This window comes from Escherichia sp. HH41S, assembly GCF_009820115.1.
In the GTDB taxonomy this organism is placed as follows: domain Bacteria; phylum Pseudomonadota; class Gammaproteobacteria; order Enterobacterales; family Enterobacteriaceae; genus Escherichia; species Escherichia coli_F.
The window spans coordinates 1-24302 of the sequence record NZ_VNXE01000123.1; the positions used below are offsets into that span (position 1 = coordinate 1).

The 24302-nt window shown below is 46.5% G+C and carries 20 protein-coding genes and 1 riboswitch; of the genes, 15 read left to right on the forward strand and 5 right to left on the reverse strand.

The annotated features are described in order from the left end of the window. Positions 1-2972 (forward strand): phage tail protein (locus FQZ95_RS24180; RefSeq protein ID WP_160530821.1); only part of this gene is annotated, 2972 nt, incomplete at its 5' end. Beyond that, complete coding sequence (locus FQZ95_RS24185) at positions 2972-3556, forward strand: tail fiber assembly protein (RefSeq protein WP_001473977.1); 585 nt, start codon at positions 2972-2974, stop codon at positions 3554-3556. The genes FQZ95_RS24180 and FQZ95_RS24185, both read left to right, overlap by 1 nt. 73 nt (positions 3557-3629) lie before the next feature. Here the strand turns inward: FQZ95_RS24185 and FQZ95_RS24190 are convergent, their stop codons facing one another. From FQZ95_RS24190 to bioA, 3 genes are all read right to left on the reverse strand, one after another. Beyond that, on the reverse strand, positions 3630-4961 hold the full coding sequence (locus tag FQZ95_RS24190; RefSeq protein WP_001767111.1) for a sensor domain-containing diguanylate cyclase: 1332 nt from the start codon (positions 4959-4961) through the stop codon (positions 3630-3632). A 743-nt stretch (positions 4962-5704) separates the two neighbouring features. Then, positions 5705-6181, reverse strand: coding sequence for a kinase inhibitor (locus tag FQZ95_RS24195; protein ID WP_000767391.1), 477 nt, complete (start codon positions 6179-6181; stop codon positions 5705-5707). A 58-nt stretch (positions 6182-6239) separates the two neighbouring features. Beyond that, positions 6240-7529, reverse strand: coding sequence for an adenosylmethionine--8-amino-7-oxononanoate transaminase (bioA, locus tag FQZ95_RS24200; protein WP_160530823.1), 1290 nt, complete (start codon positions 7527-7529; stop codon positions 6240-6242). Positions 7530-7615: 86 nt separating this feature from the next. On the opposite strand from bioA, the gene bioB reads away from it, so the two are divergent. From bioB to uvrB, 5 genes are all read left to right on the forward strand, one after another. Next, positions 7616-8656 carry a biotin synthase BioB gene (bioB, locus tag FQZ95_RS24205; protein WP_000951213.1) on the forward strand — a complete coding sequence of 347 codons (1041 nt, stop codon included), beginning with the start codon at positions 7616-7618 and terminating at the stop codon, positions 8654-8656. Further along, positions 8653-9807 carry an 8-amino-7-oxononanoate synthase gene (bioF, locus tag FQZ95_RS24210; protein ID WP_160530825.1) on the forward strand — a complete coding sequence of 385 codons (1155 nt, stop codon included), beginning with the start codon at positions 8653-8655 and terminating at the stop codon, positions 9805-9807. The genes bioB and bioF overlap by 4 nt, the downstream gene beginning before the upstream one ends. Then, positions 9794-10549, forward strand: coding sequence for a malonyl-ACP O-methyltransferase BioC (gene bioC / locus FQZ95_RS24215; protein WP_000246780.1), 756 nt, complete (start codon positions 9794-9796; stop codon positions 10547-10549). Before bioF ends, bioC begins: the two co-directional genes overlap by 14 nt. Beyond that, positions 10542-11219: a dethiobiotin synthase gene (gene bioD / locus FQZ95_RS24220; protein ID WP_000044827.1), complete on the forward strand. Its 678-nt coding sequence runs from the start codon at positions 10542-10544 to the stop codon at positions 11217-11219. Before bioC ends, bioD begins: the two co-directional genes overlap by 8 nt. 578 nt (positions 11220-11797) lie before the next feature. Then, positions 11798-13819, forward strand: coding sequence for an excinuclease ABC subunit UvrB (gene uvrB, locus FQZ95_RS24225; RefSeq protein WP_000042541.1), 2022 nt, complete (start codon positions 11798-11800; stop codon positions 13817-13819). Between the two features lie 158 nt (positions 13820-13977). On the opposite strand, the gene FQZ95_RS24230 is transcribed toward uvrB, so the two are convergent. Next, on the reverse strand, positions 13978-15630 hold the full coding sequence (locus tag FQZ95_RS24230; protein ID WP_000553521.1) for a hypothetical protein: 1653 nt from the start codon (positions 15628-15630) through the stop codon (positions 13978-13980). 483 nt (positions 15631-16113) lie between these two features. On the opposite strand from FQZ95_RS24230, the gene FQZ95_RS24235 reads away from it, so the two are divergent. Next, positions 16114-18411 (forward strand): pentapeptide repeat-containing protein, encoded by a 2298-nt coding sequence (locus tag FQZ95_RS24235; RefSeq protein WP_105268528.1) that lies wholly within the window; start codon positions 16114-16116, stop codon positions 18409-18411. A gap of 175 nt (positions 18412-18586) precedes the next feature. Here FQZ95_RS24235 and yvcK read toward each other — a convergent pair whose 3' ends face one another. After that, positions 18587-19495, reverse strand: a complete 909-nt coding sequence (gene yvcK / locus FQZ95_RS24240) for a uridine diphosphate-N-acetylglucosamine-binding protein YvcK (protein ID WP_001246025.1) — start codon at positions 19493-19495, stop codon at positions 18587-18589. Between the two features lie 265 nt (positions 19496-19760). Then, positions 19761-19905, forward strand: a riboswitch (molybdenum cofactor riboswitch). Between yvcK and moaA the strand changes: the two genes are divergently transcribed. The 7 genes from moaA to FQZ95_RS24275 all read left to right on the forward strand — a co-directional run bounded on the left by moaA (position 19893) and on the right by FQZ95_RS24275 (position 24287). Continuing rightward, positions 19893-20882: a GTP 3',8-cyclase MoaA gene (gene moaA / locus FQZ95_RS24245; RefSeq protein ID WP_160530827.1), complete on the forward strand. Its 990-nt coding sequence runs from the start codon at positions 19893-19895 to the stop codon at positions 20880-20882. (Overlaps the previous riboswitch by 13 nt.) 21 nt (positions 20883-20903) lie before the next feature. After that, positions 20904-21416 carry a molybdenum cofactor biosynthesis protein B gene (gene moaB / locus FQZ95_RS24250; RefSeq protein ID WP_000084639.1) on the forward strand — a complete coding sequence of 171 codons (513 nt, stop codon included), beginning with the start codon at positions 20904-20906 and terminating at the stop codon, positions 21414-21416. 2 nt (positions 21417-21418) lie between these two features. Further along, on the forward strand, positions 21419-21904 hold the full coding sequence (moaC, locus tag FQZ95_RS24255) for a cyclic pyranopterin monophosphate synthase MoaC (protein ID WP_000080885.1): 486 nt from the start codon (positions 21419-21421) through the stop codon (positions 21902-21904). Continuing rightward, positions 21897-22142: a molybdopterin synthase sulfur carrier subunit gene (gene moaD, locus FQZ95_RS24260; RefSeq protein ID WP_000598604.1), complete on the forward strand. Its 246-nt coding sequence runs from the start codon at positions 21897-21899 to the stop codon at positions 22140-22142. The genes moaC and moaD overlap by 8 nt, the downstream gene beginning before the upstream one ends. Before the next feature lies 1 nt (position 22143). Further along, positions 22144-22596, forward strand: a complete 453-nt coding sequence (moaE, locus tag FQZ95_RS24265; RefSeq protein WP_000852287.1) for a molybdopterin synthase catalytic subunit MoaE — start codon at positions 22144-22146, stop codon at positions 22594-22596. 136 nt (positions 22597-22732) lie between these two features. Continuing rightward, entirely contained in the window at positions 22733-23437 is a 705-nt protein-coding gene (locus tag FQZ95_RS24270) for a Bax inhibitor-1/YccA family protein (RefSeq protein WP_000373624.1), read from the forward strand. A 109-nt stretch (positions 23438-23546) separates the two neighbouring features. Continuing rightward, a complete protein-coding gene (locus tag FQZ95_RS24275; RefSeq protein WP_237428053.1) occupies positions 23547-24287 on the forward strand; it encodes a Bax inhibitor-1 family protein in 741 nt (246 codons plus the stop codon). Positions 24288-24302 lie beyond the last annotated feature (15 nt).

The window sequence follows — 24302 nt, forward strand, 5'->3', positions numbered from 1 at the left end:
CGAAGAAGTCAGCCAGCGATGCCGGCACATCAGCCCGTGAGGCGGCAACCCATGCGACTGATGCTGCAGGCTCAGCAAGCGCAGCCAGCACGTCAGCCGGACAGGCCGCGTCGTCGGCTCAGTCAGCATCTTCCAGCGCAGGAACGGCATCAACAAAGGCCAGTGAAGCATCGAAAAGTGCTGCTGCTGCAGAGTCCTCAAAAAGCGCGGCAGCTACCAGTGCCGCTGCGGCGAAAACGTCAGAAACGAATGCGGCAGCGTCACAACAATCAGCAGCCACTTCTGCATCCGCCGCGACCACGAAGGCGTCAGAAGCAGCCACCTCAGCCCGGGATGCGGCGGCCTCAAAAGAGGCAGCGAAATCATCAGAAACGAACGCATCCTCGAGCGCCAGTAGTGCCGCTTCCTCGGCAACGGCGGCAGGCAATTCTGCGAAGGCGGCAAAGACGTCTGAGACAAACGCCAGGTCTTCTGAAACGGCAGCGGAACAGAGTGCCTCAGCTGCGGCAGGCTCAAAAACAGCGGCTGCGTCGTCTGCCAGTGCAGCGTCAACAAGTGCCGGGCAGGCCTCAGCCAGTGCTAGCGCCGCCGGAAAATCGGCAGAAAGCGCCGCATCGTCCGCTTCAACAGCCACAACGAAGGCTGGCGAAGCCACTGAACAGGCCAGCGCAGCAGCGAGGTCTGCTTCCGCAGCGAAGACATCCGAGACGAACGCGAAAGCGTCGGAAACCAGCGCAGAATCCTCAAAAACGGCTGCCGCATCGTCCGCCAGTTCGGCGGCGTCATCGGCATCATCGGCGTCTGCTTCAAAAGATGAGGCGACCAGACAGGCATCAGCAGCGAAAGGCAGCGCCACGACGGCATCCACGAAGGCGACAGAGGCAGCTGGTAGTGCGACGGCAGCAGCTCAGAGCAAAAGTACGGCGGAATCTGCAGCAACGCGCGCTGAGACAGCGGCAAAACGGGCAGAGGATATTGCATCCGCCGTGGCGCTTGAGGATGCGAGCACGACGAAAAAGGGGATAGTACAGCTCAGCAGTGCGACCAACAGTACGTCTGAAACGCTGGCGGCAACGCCAAAGGCAGTAAAATCAGCCTATGACAATGCAGAGAAACGTCTGCAGAAAGACCAGAACGGCGCTGATATACCCGATAAGGGACGCTTCCTGAACAACATTAACGCGGTCAGTAAAACAGACTTTGCTGATAAGCGTGGTATGCGTTATGTGCGGGTTAACGCTCCTGCAGGTGCAACATCTGGAAAATATTACCCTGTTGTTGTTATGCGTTCTGCTGGCTCAGTAAGCGAACTGGCATCAAGGGTCATTATCACCACGGCAACGCGAACCGCAGGCGATCCGATGAATAACTGCGAGTTTAACGGATTTGTTATGCCTGGTGGCTGGACTGACAGGGGGCGTTATGCTTATGGAATGTTCTGGCAATATCAAAACAATGAACGAGCCATCCACTCAATAATGATGAGTAATAAGGGCGATGATTTGCGCTCTGTGTTCTATGTTGATGGCGCTGCTTTCCCTGTTTTTGCGTTTATCGAAGATGGCCTGTCAATATCCGCACCTGGTGCTGATCTCGTTGTTAATGATACGACCTATAAGTTTGGGGCAACAAATCCAGCGACTGAATGTATCGCGGCGGACGTTATCCTTGATTTTAAGAGTGGGCGTGGTTTTTATGAGTCTCATTCGTTAATCGTTAACGATAATTTGTCGTGCAAAAAACTTTTTGCCACAGACGAAATTGTAGCGCGTGGTGGTAATCAGATTCGAATGATAGGTGGGGAGTATGGGGCATTATGGCGTAATGATGGCGCTAAAACTTACCTGCTGCTTACCAATCAAGGTGATGTTTATGGTGGCTGGAATACATTAAGACCGTTTGCTATTGATAACGCAACTGGCGAACTGGTTATTGGAACCAAACTGTCCGCAAGTCTGAACGGTAATGCATTAACAGCAACAAAGCTGCAAACGCCAAGACGGGTTTCTGGTGTTGAGTTTGATGGTTCCAAAGATATTACTTTAACCGCCGCGCATGTGGCTGCTTTTGCCAGAAGGGCAACGGATACATATGCCGATGCGGATGGTGGCGTTCCCTGGAATGCCGAATCAGGCGCTTATAATGTCACCCGCTCTGGCGACAGCTATATTCTGGTTAACTTCTATACCGGAGTCGGAAGTTGCCGGACCTTGCAGATGAAGGCGCATTACAGAAATGGTGGTCTGTTCTACCGTTCTTCAAGAGACGGTTATGGTTTTGAGGAAGACTGGGCAGAAGTTTATACCTCGAAAAATCTTCCACCAGAAAGCTACCCAGTCGGCGCACCAATCCCGTGGCCATCAGATACCGTTCCGTCTGGTTATGCCCTGATGCAGGGGCAGACTTTTGACAAATCTGCCTACCCGAAACTTGCAGCCGCTTATCCGTCAGGCGTGATCCCTGATATGCGTGGCTGGACGATTAAGGGCAAGCCCGCCAGTGGTCGTGCCGTATTGTCTCAGGAACAGGACGGCATAAAATCGCATACCCACAGCGCCAGCGCATCCAGTACTGATTTGGGGACGAAAACCACATCGTCGTTTGATTACGGCACTAAATCCACGAATAACACTGGTGCGCATACCCATAGTGTTAGCGGTACGGCTGCTTCAGCCGGTGCACATACCCATTCGATGACATTTGTTTCAGGTGGTTCCAGTGGTGCTCCGGGAAGTGGATCACCTGATTATTCTAAATACAGTGTTAACACTTCTTCTGCAGGCGCTCATACGCACTCTGTATCGGGTACTGCTGCAAGCGCAGGTGCACACGCACATACTGTCGGTATTGGTGCTCATACGCACTCCGTTGCGATTGGTTCACATGGACATACCATCACCGTTAACGCTGCTGGTAACGCGGAAAACACCGTCAAAAACATCGCATTTAACTACATTGTGAGGCTTGCATAATGGCATTCAGAATGAGTGAACAACCACGGACCATAAAAATTTATAATCTGCTGGCCGGAACTAATGAATTTATTGGTGAAGGTGACGCATATATTCCGCCTCATACAGGTCTGCCTGCAAACAGTACCTATATTGCACCGCCAGATATTCCGGCTGGTTTCGTGGCTGTTTTCAACAGTGATGAGTCATCGTGGCATCTCGTTGAAGATCATCGGGGTAAAACGGTTTATGACGTGGCTTCCGGCGACGCGTTATTTATTTCTGAACTCGGTCCGTTACCGGAAAATGTTACCTGGTTATCGCCGGAAGGGGAGTTTCAGAAGTGGAACGGCACAGCCTGGTTGAAGGATACGGAAGCAGAAAAACTGTTCCGGATCCGGGAGGCGGAAGAAACAAAAAACAACCTGATGCAGGTAGCCAGTGAGCATATTGCGCCGCTTCAGGATGCTGCAGATCTGGAAATTGCAACGGAGGAAGAAATCTCGTTGCTGGAAGCATGGAAAAAGTATCGGGTATTGCTGAACCGTGTTGATACATCAACTGCACCGGATATTGAATGGCCAACAGGACCCATTATCGAATAGTGCATTACGAACTGCAGGATATTATATGGGATAATATTCTGCAGTTTATTGGGGCTGTATTTTAAAAAGGTGTTTATTTTGAGTGAGTTATCACCTTGTTTTTTCCGGTTCTTTTGGCTTGATATAACGCTTTATCGGCATTGACTAACATTTCAGATGGACTGAGATTATTCTCTTTTGAAGTAAAGCAACCAATACTGACAGTTATTTTCTCAGGTCCATGCGATAATAATTTTTCCGAGCATTGCTCTTCAATGTTTTTTCTGATTCGCTCTGCAATTGATAGCAGGAGCTTTTGAGTATTACCTTTAATGATAATACCGAACTCCTCACCGCCTAAGCGCCCTAATATATCCTCTTTCCTGATGGATTTTTTTATTATTCTGGTAACCATTACTATGACTTGATCACCCATATGATGCCCCCATTTGTCATTGATGCTTTTGAAATTGTCAATATCTAACATTATTACTGAGAAATCATGGTGTTTTGATATATTCTTCAATGAGTCAATAAAGTATCTTCTATTGTATGTATTCGTTAGTGGATCATGAATTGCCATATGATTAGCATGATTTAATTTCCTGAAAACATAATACATGAGTGTTGAAATGATATAAATCATTGATATCAATTCAAGAAATTTTGTCATGTACCATGCAGGATGGGATTTATCAATAAAATACAATAAAATTAGATTATTGCATACTGATACTATACAAATAAGTATTATACACAGCCATATTTTTGAGTAATTACGTATGCTGATGCATGAGCTGATAAGTAATACAAGCCAAAATACTGATATTATTTTGGTGTACACGATATTCCACGTCGACAAATGACGATTCAGCGAGTATTGTATAATATTAAGACTATATTTTATATTGTCACTGCTTAGATTTTTTGCTACAAACGGAGTAATAAAAAGAATTAATATTGACAAAACAACAATTATTATGTTTCTTTTATCTTCTAAAACACTTTTATTTTTAACATTGGTGGAATAAACAGCCAGAAAGATTATAGATATAAAGCTGAACTGACGGAATAGATAATATATTGCGATATCATTTGATTTCTGATAGATTGTAGATAAATCGTTACCTAACGGAGATAAAGAAATAATAGCCACTTCTAATAAATAATACGTGTTGCTCAAAAACGCGAATGAAAGAATTAAGAGATAACTTTGTCTCTGATTAGAAACATAGTAAAGCAATAGAAAAATAAAAATCATCAGGTTTATGAAAAAAAGCCCAATAATGAAAACACTATAACTTATTTGTGTTGTTTGTGTTATGTATATTCCATTATTTTCATGCAGTAATAAAAATATAATAGAGATGCATGAAAATAAAAAGATGAAGATTTTTATTTTTATAGGTACCTGGTTGATAATCATGTACGCACCTGAGAATGATATATATAATATGTATCGCTACAAATAACGATAATTTCTTACTGGTAATAGTATACTATTATTCTGGTTAATCGCTGTCAAATTGATGATTTTGGTTAGTATTGCAATAGCGAAGGGTTTGATCCGGTAAGACTGGCTAGGCAAGGCTATACCAAAAAATCAGTGTAGGTTCAGAAAACGATGCACCATACAATCATCAATAATTTCAAATTGTCCATTGTGCATAAATCATAAAGAAAACCGCAGCACGTCGTATGCAAGAACGTGCTGCGGTTGGCTGGTGAACTTTCGATAGTGCGAGTATTGAATGATTTCCAGCTGTTGCCGATTTTACTATGTTTTCAGTAGAACACTTAGACAAAACTGAGGCACACAAATCTTTGCACTGGATTGCAAGGCTTTGTGCTTCTCTGGAGTGCGACATGTTTGATAATAAAAAATTAGCGCAAGAAGACAAAAATCACCTTGCGCTAATGCTCTGTCTCAGGTCACTAATACTATCTAAGTAGTTGATTCATAGTGACTGGATATGTTGTGTTTTGTAGCATCATGTAGTCTATTTTTTAGACTAAAGATATTGTAACACATTGATATTACTGGTTTTTAATGTTTCACGTTCAGCTTTTTTATACTAACTTGAGCGAAACGGGAAGGTAAAAAGACAAAAAGTTGTTTTTAATACCTTTAAGTGATACCAGATGGCATTGCGCCATCTGGTTGAGCAATTAACTAAACATCGCAGTAATCGAGGCGCTTGCCAGAGAGTGGAAATGGACGTTAAACCCGACCATCGCGCCGCTGGCACCTTCATCGACATCAATACGTTCTACATCCAGCGCGTGAACGGTAAAAATGTAGCGATGGGTTTCGCCTTTCGGCGGCGCTGCGCCATCGTATCCGGTTTTACCAAAGTCGGTACGCGTCTGCAAAACGCCGTCTGGCATTGCTACCAGACCAGATCCAAACCCTTGCGGTAATACGCGGGTATCAGCGGGTAAATTAACAACTACCCAGTGCCACCAGCCGGAGCCGGTTGGCGCATCCGGGTCGTAGCAGGTGACGACAAAACTTTTGGTTCCCGCAGGAACATCATCCCATGCCAGATGCGGCGAAATATTATCGCCATCGTAACCCATGCCGTTAAAGACATGACGATGCGGCAATTTATCGCCATCGCGCAGATCGTTACTGATGAGTTTCATGAAACCTCCTTTCTTTTTTGCAGAAAGTGTAGCCAGAAACCCTCACGCTGACTTCCCGTTATTGGCAAAAAAATGTTTCATCCTGTACCGCGCGGTTAACCGCTGTGGTCAGGCGCAGCAACTGTTGCGGGCTAATAATATAGGGCGGCATCAGGTAAATCAGTTTGCCAAATGGTCGTATCCAGACATCCTGTTCGACAAAGAATTTTTGCAGCGCTGCCATATTCACCGGACGAGTGGTTTCGACCACGCCGATTGCCCCCAGTACGCGCACATCGGCAACCATTTCGGCGTCACAGGCGGGGGCAAGTTGCTCGCGTAGCTGCCCTTCAATAGCCGCCACCTGATGCTGCCAGTCGCCAGATTCGAGAATCGCCAGGCTGGCGTTTGCTGCTGCGCAGGCCAGTGGATTGCCCATAAAGGTTGGCCCGTGCATAAAGCATCCGGCTTCGCCGTTGCTGATAGTTTCAGCCACCTCGCGTGTAGTGAGCGTGGCGGAAAGGGTCATCGTACCGCCGGTTAAGGCTTTACCGAGGCACAAAATGTCCGGCGCGATCCCCGCATGTTCGCAGGCAAACAGTTTGCCGGTACGACCAAAACCGGTGGCTATCTCGTCAGCAATCAGCAAGATACCTTCACGATCGCACATTTTGCGGATTCGTTTTAACCATTCCGGATGGTAGATGCGCATTCCGCCAGCGCCCTGAACAATCGGTTCAATGATCACCGCCGCGATTTCATGACGATGCGCCGCCATCAGACGTGCGAAGCCCACCATATCGCGTTCATCCCATTCGCCATCCATGCGGCTTTGCGGCGCGGGAGCAAACAGGTTTTCTGGCAGATAGCCTTTCCACAGGCTGTGCATTGAGTTGTCTGGATCGCACACCGACATCGCGCCAAAGGTATCGCCATGATAACCATTGCGGAAGGTCAGAAAACGCTGGCGCGCTTCGCCTTTGGCTTGCCAGTACTGCAACGCCATTTTCATCGCCACTTCCACCGCTACGGAGCCGGAGTCCGCGAGAAAAACGCATTCCAGCGGTTGCGGCGTCATTGCCACCAGTTTGCGGCACAGCTCGATGGCGGGCGCATGGGTGATACCGCCAAACATCACATGCGACATGGCATCAATTTGCGACTTCATCGCCGCATTAAGCAGCGGGTGGTTGTAGCCGTGGATTGCCGCCCACCAGGACGACATACCGTCAATCAGGCATCTGCCGTCAGACAAAATCAGCTCGCAACCTTCGGCGCTCGCCACCGGATAAACCGGTAGCGGGGAGGTCATGGATGTGTATGGGTGCCAGATATGGCGTTGGTCAAAGGCAAGATCGTCCGTTGTCATAATCGACTTGTAAACTAAATTGAAAAGATTTAGGTTTACAAGTCTACACCGAATTAACAACAAAAAACATGTTTTGGAGAAGCCCCATGGCTCACCGCCCACGCTGGACATTGTCGCAAGTCACAGAATTATTTGAAAAACCGTTGTTGGATCTGCTGTTTGAAGCGCAGCAGGTGCATCGTCAGCATTTCGATCCTCGTCAGGTCCAGGTCAGCACTTTGCTGTCGATTAAAACCGGAGCTTGTCCGGAAGATTGCAAATATTGCCCGCAAAGCTCGCGCTATAAAACCGGGCTGGAAGCCGAGCGGTTGATGGAAGTTGAACAGGTGCTGGAGTCGGCGCGAAAAGCGAAAGCGGCGGGATCGACACGTTTCTGTATGGGCGCGGCGTGGAAGAATCCCCACGAACGCGACATGCCCTATCTGGAGCAGATGGTGCAGGGGGTAAAAGCGATGGGCCTGGAGGCGTGTATGACGCTGGGCACGTTGAGTGAATCTCAGGCGCAGCGCCTAGCGAACGCCGGGCTGGATTACTACAACCACAACCTCGACACCTCGCCGGAGTTTTACGGCAATATCATCACCACACGCACTTATCAGGAACGTCTCGATACGCTGGAAAAAGTGCGCGATGCTGGGATCAAAGTCTGTTCAGGTGGCATTGTTGGCTTAGGCGAAACGGTCAAAGATCGCGCCGGATTATTGCTACAACTGGCAAACCTGCCGACGCCGCCGGAAAGCGTACCAATCAACATGCTGGTGAAGGTGAAAGGCACGCCGCTGGCGGATAACGATGATGTCGATGCCTTTGATTTTATTCGCACTATTGCAGTCGCGCGGATCATGATGCCGACCTCTTACGTGCGCCTTTCTGCCGGACGCGAGCAGATGAATGAACAGACTCAGGCGATGTGCTTTATGGCCGGGGCTAACTCAATTTTCTACGGTTGCAAACTGCTAACCACGCCGAATCCGGAAGAAGATAAAGACCTGCAACTGTTCCGCAAACTGGGGCTAAATCCACAGCAAACTGCCGTGCTGGCAGGGGATAACGAACAACAGCAGCGTCTGGAGCAGGCACTGATGACCCCGGACACCGACGAATATTACAACGCGGCAGCACTATGAGCTGGCAGGAGAAAATCAACGCGGCGCTCGATGCGCGGCGTGCTGCCGATGCCCTGCGTCGCCGTTATCCGGTGGCGCAAGGGGCCGGACGCTGGCTGGTGGCGGATGATCGCCAGTATCTGAACTTTTCCAGCAATGATTACCTCGGCTTAAGCCATCATCCGGACATCATCCGTGCATGGCAGCAGGGTGCGGAGCAATTTGGCGTCGGTAGCGGCGGTTCCGGTCACGTCAGCGGTTATAGCGTGGCGCATCAGGCGCTGGAAGAAGAACTGGCCGAGTGGCTGGGCTATTCGCGGGCACTGCTGTTTATCTCTGGTTTTGCCGCTAACCAGGCAGTCATTACCGCGATGACGGCGAAAGAGGACCGTATTGTTGCCGATCGGCTGAGTCACGCCTCATTGCTGGAAGCTGCCAGTTTAAGCCCCGCGCAGCTTCGCCGTTTTACTCATAACGATGTCGCTCATCTGGCGCGACTGCTTGCTTCCCCCTGTCCGGGGCAGCAGCTGGTGGTGACAGAAGGTGTATTCAGCATGGACGGTGATAGTGCACCAATGGCGGAAATCCAGCAGGTAACGCAACAGCACAATGGCTGGTTGATGGTCGACGATGCCCACGGCACGGGTGTTATCGGTGAACAGGGGCGCGGCAACTGCTGGCTGCAAAAGGTAAAACCAGAATTGCTGGTGGTGACTTTTGGCAAAGGATTTGGCGTCAGCGGGGCAGCGGTGCTTTGCTCCGATACGGTGGCGGATTATCTACTGCAATTTGCCCGCCATCTTATTTACAGCACCAGTATGCCGCCCGCTCAGGCGCAGGCATTACGTGCGTCGCTGGCGGTCATTCGCCGTGATGAGGGTGATGCACGGCGCGAAAAACTGGCGGCACTCATTACGCGTTTTCGTGCCGGAGTACAGGATTTGCCGTTTACGCTTGCTGATTCATACAGCGCCATCCAGCCATTGATTGTCGGTGATAACAGCCGTGCGTTACAACTGGCAGAAAAACTGCGCCAGCAAGGCTGCTGGGTCACGGCGATTCGCCCGCCAACCGTACCCGCTGGTACTGCGCGACTGCGCTTAACGCTAACCGCCGCGCATGAAATGCAGGATATCGACCGTCTGCTGGAGGTGCTGCATGGCAACGGTTAATAAACAAGCCATTGCTGCGGCATTTGGTCGGGCAGCCGCACATTATGAGCAACATGCGGATCTACAGCGCCAGAGTGCTGACGTCTTACTGGCAATGCTCCCACAGCGTAAATACACCCACGTACTGGATGCGGGTTGTGGACCTGGCTGGATGAGTCGCCACTGGCGGGAACGTCACGCGCAGGTGACAGCGTTAGATCTCTCGCCGCCAATGCTTGTTCAGGCACGCCAGAAGGATGCCGCAGACCATTATCTGGCGGGAGATATCGAATCCCTGCCGTTAGCGACTGCAACCTTCGATCTTGCATGGAGCAATCTCGCGGTGCAGTGGTGCGGTAATTTATCCACGGCACTTCGCGAGCTGTATCGCGTGGTGCGCCCCGGAGGCGTGGTCGCGTTTACCACGCTGGTGCAGGGATCGCTCCCTGAATTGCATCAGGCGTGGCAGGCGGTGGACGAGCGCCCGCATGCTAATCGCTTTTTACCGCCAGATGAAATCGAACAGTCGCTGAACAGCGTGCATTATCAACATCATATTCAGCCCATCACGCTGTGGTTTGCTGATGCGCTCAGTGCCATGCGTTCGCTGAAAGGCATCGGTGCCACGCATCTTCATGAAGGGCGCTACCCACGAATATTAACGCGTTCGCAGTTGCAGCGATTGCAACTGGCCTGGCCGCAACAACAGGGGCGATATCCTCTGACGTATCATCTTTTTTTGGGAGTGATTGCTCGTGAGTAAACGTTATTTTGTCACCGGAACGGATACCGAAGTGGGGAAAACTGTCGCCAGTTGTGCACTTTTACAAGCCGCGAAGGCAGCAGGTTATCGGACGGCAGGTTATAAACCGGTCGCCTCTGGCAGCGAAAAGACCCCGGACGGCTTACGTAATAGTGACGCGCTGGCGTTACAGCACAACGGCAGCCTGCAGCTGGATTACGCAACGGTAAATCCTTACACCTTCGCAGAACCCACTTCACCGCACATCATCAGCGCGCAAGAGGGCAGGCCGATAGAATCATTGGTAATGAGCGCCGGATTACGCGCGCTTGAACAACAGGCTGACTGGGTGTTAGTGGAAGGTGCTGGCGGCTGGTTTACGCCGCTTTCTGACACTTTCACTTTTGCGGATTGGGTAACACAGGAACAACTGCCGGTGATACTGGTAGTTGGTGTGAAACTCGGCTGTATTAATCACGCGATGTTGACGGCACAGGCAATACAACACGCCGGACTGACTCTGGCGGGTTGGGTGGCGAATGATGTCACGCCTCCTGGAAAACGTCACGCTGAATATATGACCACGCTCACCCGCATGATTCCCGCGCCGCTGCTGGGCGAAATTCCCTGGCTTGCAGAAAATCCAGAAAATGCGGCAACCGGAAAGTACATAAACCTTGCCTTGTTGTAGCTATCCTGTATTTGGTTAAATTGCGAGCGAGATCGCGTCTTCGGTTGACTGCAATTTAACCAATTAAATTCTAAAATAATCACGAAAAAAATTTTACTTCCGCATCATGTGGTGAATGTGGGAATTGCCCAGGCGGCGGGGGATAGGGGCTGCAGACAGTTATCCACTATTCCTGTGGATAACCATGTGTATTAGAGTTAGAAAACACGAGGCAAGCGAGAGAATACGCGGCTTGCACGCGAATTGGCGTTAAAGACGGCTCAAAGAAATATCTTTTATTTTTTAACTGGTTAGATAATTGCAATGGCAGTCACTGAAGAGGCATCTCTTGCCATAAAACTATCATCACTCATCTTGACAAATGTTAAAAAAGCCGTTGCTTTGGGGATAACCCGGTAAGGCCGGAGTTTTATCTCGCCACAGAGTAAATTTTGCTCATGATTGACAGCGGAGTTTACGCTGTAACAGAAATATTATGGTGGGTAACTGTTTTTTTATCCAGTATAATTTGTTGGCATAATTAAGTACGACGAGTAAAATTACATACCTGCCCGCCCAACTCCTTCAGGTAGCGACTCATGAGTAAACCGTTCAAACTGAATTCCGCTTTTAAACCTTCTGGCGATCAGCCAGAGGCGATTCGACGTCTCGAAGAGGGGCTGGAAGATGGCCTGGCGCACCAGACGTTACTCGGTGTAACTGGCTCCGGGAAAACCTTCACCATTGCCAATGTCATTGCTGACCTTCAGCGCCCAACCATGGTACTGGCGCCCAACAAAACGCTGGCGGCCCAGCTGTACGGCGAAATGAAAGAGTTCTTCCCGGAAAACGCGGTGGAATATTTCGTCTCCTACTACGACTATTATCAGCCGGAAGCCTATGTACCGAGTTCCGACACCTTCATTGAGAAAGATGCCTCGGTAAACGAACATATCGAGCAGATGCGTTTGTCCGCCACCAAAGCGATGCTGGAGCGGCGTGATGTGGTTGTGGTGGCATCGGTTTCCGCGATTTATGGTCTGGGCGATCCTGATTTATATCTCAAGATGATGCTCCATCTTACGGTCGGTATGATTATCGATCAGCGCGCGATCCTGCGTCGACTGGCGGAGCTGCAATACACCCGGAATGATCAAGCCTTCCAGCGTGGCACTTTCCGCGTTCGTGGCGAGGTGATTGATATCTTCCCGGCAGAATCGGATGACATTGCACTTCGCGTGGAGCTGTTTGATGAGGAAGTTGAACGATTGTCGTTATTTGACCCGCTAACCGGGCAGATTGTTTCTACTATTCCACGTTTTACCATCTACCCGAAAACGCACTACGTCACGCCGCGCGAGCGCATCGTACAGGCGATGGAAGAGATCAAAGAAGAACTGGCCGCCAGACGCAAAGTGCTGTTAGAGAACAACAAACTTCTGGAAGAGCAGCGGCTGACTCAGCGAACCCAGTTTGACCTGGAGATGATGAACGAACTGGGATATTGCTCGGGCATTGAAAACTACTCACGCTTCCTCTCCGGCCGTGGACCAGGTGAGCCACCGCCGACGCTGTTTGATTACCTGCCTGCCGATGGGTTGCTGGTCGTCGATGAATCTCACGTCACCATTCCACAAATTGGCGGTATGTATCGCGGTGACCGGGCGCGTAAAGAGACGCTGGTGGAGTACGGTTTCCGCCTACCATCAGCGCTGGATAACCGTCCGCTGAAGTTTGAAGAGTTCGAAGCATTAGCGCCACAAACCATCTATGTTTCGGCGACGCCGGGTAATTACGAGCTGGAAAAATCCGGTGGTGATGTGGTGGATCAGGTCGTACGTCCAACCGGATTGCTTGATCCGATTATCGAAGTGCGACCGGTGGCAACACAGGTTGATGATCTTCTTTCGGAGATTCGCCAGCGAGCGGCAATTAACGAACGCGTGCTGGTCACAACATTGACTAAGCGGATGGCGGAAGATCTTACGGAATATCTCGAAGAACACGGCGAGCGTGTGCGTTATCTTCACTCAGATATCGATACCGTCGAGCGCATGGAAATCATCCGCGACTTGCGTCTGGGTGAGTTCGACGTGCTGGTAGGGATCAACTTACTGCGCGAAGGTCTGGATATGCCGGAAGTTTCGCTGGTGGCGATCCTCGACGCCGACAAAGAAGGCTTCCTGCGTTCCGAACGTTCGTTGATCCAGACCATTGGTCGTGCGGCACGTAACGTTAACGGTAAAGCGATTCTCTACGGCGATAAGATCACCCCATCAATGGCGAAAGCGATTGGCGAAACCGAACGTCGCCGCGAGAAACAGCAGAAGTACAACGAGGAACACGGCATTACGCCGCAAGGCTTGAACAAGAAAGTGGTCGATATCCTGGCGCTGGGGCAGAACATTGCTAAAACCAAAGCGAAGGGCAGAGGAAAATCGCGACCGATTGTTGAGCCGGATAATGTGCCGATGGATATGTCGCCTAAAGCGTTGCAGCAGAAAATCCATGAACTGGAAGGGCTAATGATGCAACACGCGCAGAATCTGGAGTTCGAAGAAGCGGCGCAAATTCGTGACCAGTTGCATCAGCTGCGTGAATTGTTCATTGCGGCTTCGTGATGTTGGAGATGGGAAAATGCTCGGTTTCGCTTGTTATGTTCAAAAGCAGTTAACATGCATAGTGCAGTTACACTGGTGAAAAAGGAAGCGTACCAGAGTTGCAAGCGGCTCTGGTACGTTGATGTGCTAAACTAAAACTCATTACTTATTTACGTTATTCATAAAATTTGGCATGTTTTGAATGGTTGCGTTAATACAGAAAGATTTCTTTTTGTTCTCTGGGAAGTAGGATTTTCTGTATTTATTTTCTCTATGACGTCAATCAAGGCATTTGATATCTTAATATTTCCATTGTTAAATGCATATTTGATAAAGCTAAAATATTTATCATGGTCAGTGAGAATTAAATATGGTTTTCTTTTGTACATATCAGTAAGCTCGTTTAAATATTCTAATACGGTTTTATTCACATGCTCGATTGTTAACTCAGGCAATGCAAGTATTAATCTTGTTTCAAAGTCTTGAGTTTTGAAATTACATAATGGAAGACGTTTAATCAAATGGCTAAATAGATTTATTTTATTGATGCTTTCGGTATTCTGGTTTATTAAATAAAGTATGGTGTTGTAATAACTCACTCGTCCTTCGAATGTGCTGAAATCAATCATTTCTCGAAAAAGTTCATCGAAAATGAAAACGTTTTCTGGCGATACTCTGTACAGTTCACTAAGCATTTGAAATGTCAACCCATCTAAAGGTATTCTAAGTTGATACTCTGGTTCACCAGGAACTCTTAACTTATAATAATCACATAATCTGTTTACTTTAGTATCCTGAAATAATTTTAAAAGAAAGGTTGAGTAATCTGAAAGATTAATTCCGGAGAGGCAGTATGCATGACCCAATTTAGTTATGAATTGAAATTTATCTTCAATGTCAGGAATGTTTGTAACTAAATTTAATAGTTCAGTTAATTGTTTTGGCATATCTTCTTTATAGGCTGATTCAATAGTAAAATATAGTGATATAATATCGCTCCCTTTTATTTCAGGTAATGCTTTGAATAAATGGGTATAGAGTTCAATCTTAATTTTTATATTAGAAAATCTTAGCTTCTCCAGGAAATCCTTTAAGTTAATCTTGATTTTAATAGCTAGATTTTCAAGATAAGAAATAAATAAAATAATACCTCTTATTTTGTCTTCATCATTATTAAAATGATTGATTATTTCCAGGAATGAGTTTTGTAAGTGTGGTTCTGATAATAACATCTCTTTTTTAAAAGAAAAGACATAATTGTTAGCGATATCAAGTAAAAAATGTAAATTGCACGGTTCGTAAAAGCAGGGATCATCTATCGATTGAGTAAAAATATTCTGAATAATGAAACTTATGGCCTCTTTATTATGAATTTTATTTAGAGCGTTTTTATATATTTCAATTAGTAGTGTGTTATTGTTTGTTATATATTGTATTAGGGCTGCTTTAAAGAGGTTTGCAAACAAAGGTATATTTGCGAATATTCTGTTATATTCACTTTCAAATAACTGTCCCATAACTAATAATGTGTCTAAACTTTCCGAAAGCGGCATTCTTGATGTGTTTTCAATTAATAAATCATGTATTGTATTAATATTATTATGTAAACCATTTGATATATTCTGGTAGGTGCTGATATTATTATTTATATATGAACTTATAAACTGATTATTGAAATCATTTTCACGCCCGAGCTCTTTCCAGCGTGCAAATTCCTCATTAAATTTTTTTGCGCCATTATCAAACCATGAATGCAAAACTTTTGGGGGGCATTTTTCTGGAAATCTTTCCGGAAGACGGGGAGTGCATGATGTAAAAAATCTAGGGTGCATAATTATTTCCTTTTAATGTTAAAGTACTAAATTCGCCGCATAATAAGATAATCGTTGCTTTTTGAGGGTACTTACTTACTCAATCGTTTGTTATCAAATTGAGTAATTTTTTAAACAAGTAAAGATATTTTTCTATCAAAAATCGCTCATTTAGTCGGACAAAATTAATGTGTTAATGAAAGTTCGAAGTTAAGTGTGTTTAGATCCTTCTACGCAAGACATAACATGAGTCAAGTTTATCCAATGGACTCAATTTATATTAACGACAATACTCTTTATCTCAATTATCTTAAGTTTAATATAATGATAATGCATATATATTAATTGTTATAATTATAGGTGTAATTATTTAAAAGTTAATAAATAATATGCTTTTATTTGTGTAATCGGGAACAAGCCTATTTGAAATGAGCGATTTTTGATAGTAAATAAACTGTATTCAGGAAGACTGCAGCAATTAATTGTTTATCTGATGGAGGCAGCATGATGTTATCAGTTAATCATCGACAGTCATCTTTTGAAATTGATGAAAAGCGCGCAGAGCAATTGCTTCTTGCTGACAATGACCATACTTTTTATATGAGTAAATGGGAGCGGCTTTTTGATGTGCTGCGATTCATTTTGGGTTTCGAAACGAAAAAAGATTTTTTAAGTAGAATGTATAATGATATCCATTCTCGCTATGGATTGTTTTTATCACCTTACCTTACCGATGAAAAAAAAGAATATAATAAAGAACGTAATGAGTTTTTGACCCTGAAAAATTTTTGTCCTCCGCACATGCATGAGCTTTTTAAGTGCAAGATAGAATTTTCAGACAGTGTGATGACAACAACTTATTTTATTGGAGATAAACCAGTCAGAACTCGACAACTAATTATTTTGCAGGATCCCAATGGGCGCTTTGATTTTTCGAGGCTCAATTTTGAAGATACTGAATTCGGTGAATCAAATTTTTCTAACGTTAATTTTAATGATGCTAATATGAAGAGAGCAACACTCATGGATTGCAAATTGAGCGGTGCTAGTTTTGTAAGGACAGATCTAACAGAAGCCAAGGGTTGTGCAGATTTTTCAGGATGTTATATGGAGTATGCCATATTGAATGGCGCACAGTTTGAAAATAGTTCATTCAAGAATGCCACTTTATTTTCCTGTGATGTTGCTGGTACGAATATGTCGGGGGTAAATTTTGAATACGCAACTATAGAGAGAGGTGACTTTAGTACTTGTATTTTAAAAAATATAGTGTTGCGTGAAGCGAAAATAATAAAAATGCATACGGGATCTATGCGGAAATTTTTCTTTGACGATACTCCTCCATTACAAGATTTAATCAGGGTTGATATATGTAAAGCAAAAGAACATATCCAGAAAATTTATCAAATCTTTGAAGATATCTCTGAAGATTCAATGCCTGAAATAAAAAAAATCCTCGCCAACGAACTGAGTACAAAAAATTGTATCTATGACCTTGCAAAATTAAAAAAGGATGTATCAGAAATTAATTGCTTAGCAAAATACTATACGTCTAACAGACCACCAGAGGGATTAAATGATATATTGCAAAATGATGATATAAATATATTTGATAACTTTATTTTGTCATTAATTACAGTTGATTGCTGTATCTCTTCTTCTTTTTTGTTTAATCTTAGTGAAGAGAGGATTAATTATTATTTAGATCGCTTTACAGAACAACCTACATTAATGTTATCATTTAGTACTGCATATGTAATGATGACTGACCTGGCACTAAAAAGTAAAAATAATATATTGGCAGAAAAAGCATATAATATTTATAAAACATATTTACAACATAAGGATGTTAAACCTTATACTGAAGGAAATGATTATCCAGACTTCTCGGAATGGCGTAAACAACAAGATCATGATGATGCTTGGTACGTATTGTTTTCAGCACAGCAAAATAATCGTGCAATGCGTCTTTCATCTAATGCCTTAAATAAAATGTTGGATACCACTATTAAAAATAAGGACTGGGACCATTTTTATCTATATGCAGCACCAGAACAAGTGTGCTCGCTTGCAGATATTAATCTTAATACCGTATTGATGACCGAATTCCCAGTGTTTTCCTACCCATGGAAACGGTCACAACATAATATTTTATTAAAAAATTATCTCAAAATCCTTCAGCTTGGTGATCTATACGAACCATTTGTCACTGCATCACAAAGTTGTTGTTCTCAAACCAAAATGGATGGTATTGATGAACAAATAAAATTAAATGAAATTTTTGCGCCTCTTATGAAACTCATAGATAATTACTCATTGCAGGCGCAATCTATAGAAGGTGCGGGTTACGAAATGTTAAGTAAAAATAAAAAGATAAAACAAAAAAAGAATGTTAGCGAACTATTGAAGTATAAGTCTTGTTTAAATATTAAGGGAAACCATTATAAAGATTTAATGAAGGCTTGCAGAATGGAAAATGCAAATAAAACGGAACAAGCAATGCTTCTGATAAGTTTTGCTGTCGTGTTCGCAAGATATTCTTCAGCTTCAAGTTTAGGAACGGAATACAATTCTCCGCAAATCCTCAGAATTTACTCTGCTGCTCTTTTACTAAAAGCATATGAACTGGAAAACTCGATTGTTGAATCTGAAGCTCTGGATAACTGGTTAACGGTACTACTGGGATTAGGCTCTGGTTTAAATTGCACGGCCATTTTATCAAAAAATATAGCAGATTATACTCGTTCTCATCATATTGATAAATATTTAGATTCGGTGGCTCCCAAAGCATGGGGATTATAACATTTTTAGAATAGTCATGGCACAAGAAACATCAAGAAGCAAAACTAAATTCCAGAAAGTGGAAAGATAAATGAGCTGCTAACAATGGGGTTGTGCCAAAAAAAGGTGACTATGGCCTTCTATAATTTAAAACGCCATAGTCACAGTCGTATTTTTCTGCCCCCGGCACAGGCGCTTAACCTAGTGCCTGTAATGCCTTTTCCAGTGCGTTATGCAGCAACTGGCGGTCATGACGATAAGGAATATCGCTGGCCTCCAGTACTTCCTGAATCACAATTCTGTTGTTAACTGCGGATACATCAGCTTTCGGTCCAACAACTACCGCATCAATCACTTTTTTACCAACATACTGCTCCATAATCGCCAGCTTATTTTCCAGCTTGAGATTTGCAGCAGGCAGGCTTAATTCTCGCCCCAAATTACCGATATACACCATCGGGGCAGGCGTTCGGCGTAATGCCTGAGCCATTTCCTTGAGCAGCAGAATGGGCATAAGACTAGTATAAAAACTCCCTGGCCCAATAATGATCAGATCCGCCTCATTAATCGCCAGCACCGCTTCACGTGTGGCAGGTACGTTGGGGGTTAAGAGTAGCTCCTGTATCGGCGCAGTGAGCTGGTCAATATTGACCTCGCCGTATACTTCATGCCCCTGATCGTCAATCGCCATTAAATCAACAGGATGCTCCGACATCGGAATCAAATGTGCGTCCACTTTCAACAGATTGCGAATCAGATTAATCGCTTCAAGAGGCCGCACGCTAAGGTGATCCAGTGCCTTCAACATCAGGTTTCCAAGGTTGTGCCCGGAAAGTTCGCCATTACCGCCGAAACGATATTCAAACATTGCGGAAGCGACGCTGGGTTCCGTTATCAACTGGTTAAGGCAATTGCGCATATCGCCCCAGGCAATTCCACCTTCTGAGCGGCGAATACGCCCCGTTGAACCACCGTTATCCGTGGTGGTCACGATACCCGTTAAACGAGAACCCAAAGACGAAAGTGATGAGAGAACGCGTCCCAGTCCATGCCCTCCGCCGAGAGCAACGACACGATCAAGGTCAGCCAACGTACGATTGCGCATTATAGTTTCCTGGAGTCAGATTTTCCGCGCTACAGTAGCGCAAATTGCGGGGAAACAGCAATTAACCTGCCAATATTGAGGATACAAACTATTTTCTTCTACCTCTAAAGGACGATGCACGCTATGCCTCCCTGATGATGTATATCAAAGTAAAACCGCCATTTTCCCTTATTCTGTAGCGAAATAGCACGATCATGACGCTATATACATGATTACATAGCGAAAGTGTGGATGGTAAAAATCACATTTACACGCTAGTATCGGCTTAACCACTAAACACTCTAGCCTCTGCACCTGGGTCAACTGATATGGTGCTTTGGCCGTGACAATGCTTACAAAGATTGCCACCAGGGCGAAGGAAGAAATGACTTCGCCTCCCGTATCTGGAAAGGTGTACATGGCTTCACAACTGACTGATGCATTTGCGCGTAAGTTTTACTACTTGCGCCTGTCGATTACCGATGTGTGTAACTTCCGTTGCACCTACTGCCTGCCGGATGGCTACAAACCGAGCGGCGTCACCAATAAAGGCTTTCTTACCGTCGATGAAATTCGCCGGGTTACGCGCGCCTTCGCCAGTCTGGGCACCGAAAAAGTCCGTCTGACGGGCGGAGAGCCGTCTTTGCGTCGCGACTTTACCGATATCATCGCCGCTGTGCGAGAAAACGACGCTATTCGCCAGATAGCGGTCACCACCAATGGTTACCGTCTGGAACGCGACGTGGCGTACTGGCGTGATGCTGGTCTTACTGGTATCAACGTTAGTGTCGATAGCCTCGACGCTCGCCAGTTTCAGGCTATTACCGGACAGGATAAATTCAACCAGGTCATGGCAGGGATCGATGCTGCATTTGAGGCCGGTTTTGAGAAGGTCAAAGTCAATACCGTGCTGATGCGTGATGTTAATCATCACCAACTCGACACCTTTCTGAACTGGATCCAGCATCGCCCCATCCAGCTGCGTTTCATCGAACTGATGGAAACGGGCGAGGGCAGCGAGCTTTTCCGCAAGCATCATATCTCTGGGCAGGTTCTGCGTGACGAGCTACTGCGTCGCGGTTGGATCCACCAATTACGTCAACGCAGCGACGGTCCCGCGCAAGTCTTTTGTCATCCGGATTACGCCGGAGAGATTGGCCTTATCATGCCGTATGAAAAAGACTTCTGCGCCACTTGCAACCGCCTGCGCGTTTCCTCCACTGGTAAACTCCATCTCTGCCTGTTTGGTGAAGGCGGCGTTAACCTGCGCGATCTGCTGGAAGACGATACCCAGCAACAGGCGCTGGAAGCGCGTATTTCAGCGGCGCTGCGGGAGAAGAAACAGACCCATTTCCTGCATCAAAACAACACCGGTATTACGCAAAACTTATCGTACATTGGCGGCTAAAACGTCAAAAGGAGAGATCAGATGAGTCAGGTAAGCACTGAATTTATCCCGACCCGTATTGCTATTCTTACGGTTTCTAATCGTCGCGGTGAAGAAGACGATACCTCCGGTCACTATCTGCGCGATTCGGCGCAAGAAGCGGGCCATCACGTTGTCGATAAAGCCATTGTGAAAGAAAACCGCTACGCTATTCGCGCTCAGGTATCTGCGTGGATCGCCAGCGACGATGTACAAGTGGTGTTGATTACGGGGGGTACTGGCCTGACGGAAGGTGATCAGGCTCCCGAAGCACTGCTGCCGTTGTTCGACCGTGAAGTTGAAGGTTTTGGTGAAGTGTTCCGGATGTTGTCGTTCGAAGAGATTGGCACCTCAACGTTGCAATCTCGTGCGGTAGCGGGTGTCGCTAACAAAACGCTGATTTTCGCCATGCCCGGTTCAACCAAAGCGTGCCGTACCGCCTGGGAAAATATCATTGCACCGCAGCTGGATGCCCGTACGCGTCCGTGTAATTTCCATCCACATTTGAAGAAATAAGTATGTCGCAACTGACCCATATCAACGCCGCTGGCGAAGCGCACATGGTGGATGTCTCCGCCAAAGCAGAAACCGTGCGTGAAGCGCGCGCCGAAGCCTTTGTCACCATGCGCAGCGAGACGCTGGCGATGATTATTGATGGTCGCCACCACAAAGGCGACGTATTTGCCACTGCGCGTATCGCCGGTATTCAGGCAGCAAAACGCACATGGGATTTGATCCCGCTGTGTCATCCGCTGATGCTCAGTAAAGTTGAAGTCAATTTGCAGGCCGAGCCGGAGCACAATCGGGTGCGTATAGAAACCTTATGCCGCCTGACCGGGAAAACCGGCGTTGAAATGGAAGCGTTAACCGCGGCCTCGGTGGCGGCGCTGACCATTTATGACATGTGCAAAGCGGTGCAAAAAGATATGGTAATTGGTCCGGTACGTTTGCTGGCGAAGAGCGGCGGCAAGTCAGGTGACTTTAAGGTGGAAGCGGATGATTAAAGTTCTTTTTTTCGCCCAGGTGCGCGAGTTGGTGGGAACAGATGCAAGCGAAGTGGCTGCGGATTTCCCAACCGTTGAAGCGTTACGCCAACATCTGGCTGCGCAGAGCGATCGCTGGGCGCTGGCGCTGGAAGATGGCAAATTGCTGGCTGCCGTCAACCAGACGCTGGTGAGTTTTGACCATCCGCTGACTGACGGCGACGAAGTGGCTTTCTTCCCGCCGGTAACCGGAGGTTAAGATGGCAGAAACCAAAATTGTTGTCGGCCCGCAGCCATTCAGCGTAGGAGAAGAGTATCCGTGGCTGGCGGAGCGTGATGAAGACGGTGCGGTAGTCACCTTTACCGGTAAGGTGCGCAACCATAACCTTGGCGACAGCGTCAAAGCATTAACCCTCGAACACTATCCGGGGATGACTGAAAAAGCACTGGCAGAAATTGTCGATGAAGCGCGTAACCGCTGGCCGCTGGGGCGCGTCACGGTGATTCACCGCATCGGGGAATTATGGCCGGGCGATGAAATCGTTTTTGTCGGTGTCACCAGTGCGCATCGCAGCAGTGCGTTTGAAGCCGGGCAGTTTATTATGGATTATCTCAAAACCCGCGCACCGTTCTGGAAGCGCGAAGCCACGCCGGAAGGCGACCGCTGGGTCGAAGCTCGGGAGAGCGATCAGCAGGCGGCAAAACGCTGGTAGTTTTTTGTTAGCCGGATAAGGCACCGCTGCGTCCGGCAATTTCACCGCTCAGTATATGCGTTTACGCTGCGTCGATGCACAGCCTCATCATTTTGCAGTATCCTTAAGATATTCCTTATATCTTCAGGAGATCGTCATGGACAGATTCCCACGTTCTGATTCAATTGTACAACCCCGGGCTGGCTTGCAAACTTATATGGCGCAAGTCTATGGCTGGATGACCGTTGGCTTGTTGCTGACCGCATTTGTTGCCTGGTATGCGGCTAATTCTGCGGCCGTGATGGAGCTGTTGTTCACTAACCGTGTCTTTTTAATCGGTCTGATCATCGCGCAATTAGCATTGGTTATTGTGTTATCAGCGATGATTCAAAAGCTGAGCGCAGGTGTAACGACGATGCTCTTTATGCTTTATTCGGCGCTGACGGGTCTTACGCTTTCCAGTATTTTCATTGTCTATACCGCCGCCTCGATTGCCAGTACTTTCGTCGTTACTGCCGGGATGTTCGGCGCAATGAGCCTGTACGGTTACACCACCAAACGTGATCTAAGCGGCTTTGGCAATATGCTGTTTATGGCGTTAATCGGCATTGTGCTGGCATCGCTGGTTAACTTCTGGCTGAAAAGCGAAGCGTTGATGTGGGCGGTTACCTATATCGGCGTGATTGTCTTTGTCGGATTGACGGCGTATGACACGCAGAAACTGAAAAATATGGGTGAGCAGATTGATACCCGCGATACGTCGAACCTGCGCAAATATTCCATTCTTGGCGCGTTAACCTTGTATCTGGACTTCATCAACTTGTTCCTGATGTTGTTGCGGATCTTCGGCAACCGCCGTTAATTCTTTTTTCACCATCAATATCCCGGCCATGTGTCGGGATTTTTTTCGGATTTTATAAAGACTATTCCGCTCATTTACATGAGAACTGAATCGCCGCAAATGCCAGACTATGTCCACTACGCAATTTCAGGGGCAGATAACGCATTTGAACAGACGATCCACTGCTACTCAATTACAGCAAAAAAGCGCTTCGCTCAGCAAAATGCTGTTCCTCATTTGGTGGTTAACAGCTGCTGGAGTATGGGCTACGGCAGGCTGTGCCTGGATATTTCAGCACTTGCATTGGGTTACGTCACAAAAATCTCCAGGCGCGTTTGTCTTCGCTTTGGCTGCACTGATAATAGGTGGTCTTTGGTTAAACTACGCCCTGAAAAGACTCAATGCATCAGGCGCATGTCTGGTCTATCTGCTAATAATCCTGCTTATTGGCTTTCTCTTCGCCAGCCTTTTTACCTTTTCGAGCATAGCGACGGTAATGGGAATTACGGGAGGGATGTTTGCCGCAATGGCGCTGATTTGCTGTTGTAGTAATAGGGTTATCCCACCAGTCAGACAGTTATATTTATATATTTTCTGTGGTTTGAGTATTGCTTTTGTTGTTAACCTGATTCTTACCAGCAGTTTTTCCGTATGGTTAGCGAGTATTTTGACTGTCGTTATCTGGGGCGTTACGGCTGCCTGTGAAGCAACAACACTGGAAGATTTGATCCGTGTTGCCGACAACTCTGAATTTTCAGGTGTTCTTCGCTGTATTGTTGCAGGGGCAATAACACTCTATTTCAGTATCCTAAGCGTCCTTTTTAGACTTGCTGTAACGGTTCTTGACTTTATTAATGGTTTAGTGTGGTAGCGTGAATTGATGAGT

Bases quoted from the DNA above. Each gene is read 5' to 3' on its own strand.
- FQZ95_RS24190 (WP_001767111.1), bottom strand. From the start codon at position 4,961: ATGATTATCAACCAGGTACCTATAAAAATAAAAATCTTCATCTTTTTA.
- uvrB (WP_000042541.1), top strand. From the start codon at position 11,798: ATGAGTAAACCGTTCAAACTGAATTCCGCTTTTAAACCTTCTGGCGAT.
- bioF (WP_160530825.1), top strand. From the start codon at position 8,653: ATGAGCTGGCAGGAGAAAATCAACGCGGCGCTCGATGCGCGGCGTGCT.
- moaD (WP_000598604.1), top strand. From the start codon at position 21,897: ATGATTAAAGTTCTTTTTTTCGCCCAGGTGCGCGAGTTGGTGGGAACA.
- FQZ95_RS24195 (WP_000767391.1), bottom strand. From the start codon at position 6,181: ATGAAACTCATCAGTAACGATCTGCGCGATGGCGATAAATTGCCGCAT.
- bioC (WP_000246780.1), top strand. From the start codon at position 9,794: ATGGCAACGGTTAATAAACAAGCCATTGCTGCGGCATTTGGTCGGGCA.
- bioB (WP_000951213.1), top strand. From the start codon at position 7,616: ATGGCTCACCGCCCACGCTGGACATTGTCGCAAGTCACAGAATTATTT.
- yvcK (WP_001246025.1), bottom strand. From the start codon at position 19,495: ATGCGCAATCGTACGTTGGCTGACCTTGATCGTGTCGTTGCTCTCGGC.
- bioA (WP_160530823.1), bottom strand. From the start codon at position 7,529: ATGACAACGGACGATCTTGCCTTTGACCAACGCCATATCTGGCACCCA.
- moaC (WP_000080885.1), top strand. From the start codon at position 21,419: ATGTCGCAACTGACCCATATCAACGCCGCTGGCGAAGCGCACATGGTG.
- FQZ95_RS24185 (WP_001473977.1), top strand. From the start codon at position 2,972: ATGGCATTCAGAATGAGTGAACAACCACGGACCATAAAAATTTATAAT.
- moaB (WP_000084639.1), top strand. From the start codon at position 20,904: ATGAGTCAGGTAAGCACTGAATTTATCCCGACCCGTATTGCTATTCTT.
- moaE (WP_000852287.1), top strand. From the start codon at position 22,144: ATGGCAGAAACCAAAATTGTTGTCGGCCCGCAGCCATTCAGCGTAGGA.
- FQZ95_RS24275 (WP_237428053.1), top strand. From the start codon at position 23,547: ATGTCCACTACGCAATTTCAGGGGCAGATAACGCATTTGAACAGACGA.
- moaA (WP_160530827.1), top strand. From the start codon at position 19,893: ATGGCTTCACAACTGACTGATGCATTTGCGCGTAAGTTTTACTACTTG.
- FQZ95_RS24270 (WP_000373624.1), top strand. From the start codon at position 22,733: ATGGACAGATTCCCACGTTCTGATTCAATTGTACAACCCCGGGCTGGC.
- FQZ95_RS24230 (WP_000553521.1), bottom strand. From the start codon at position 15,630: ATGCACCCTAGATTTTTTACATCATGCACTCCCCGTCTTCCGGAAAGA.
- FQZ95_RS24235 (WP_105268528.1), top strand. From the start codon at position 16,114: ATGATGTTATCAGTTAATCATCGACAGTCATCTTTTGAAATTGATGAA.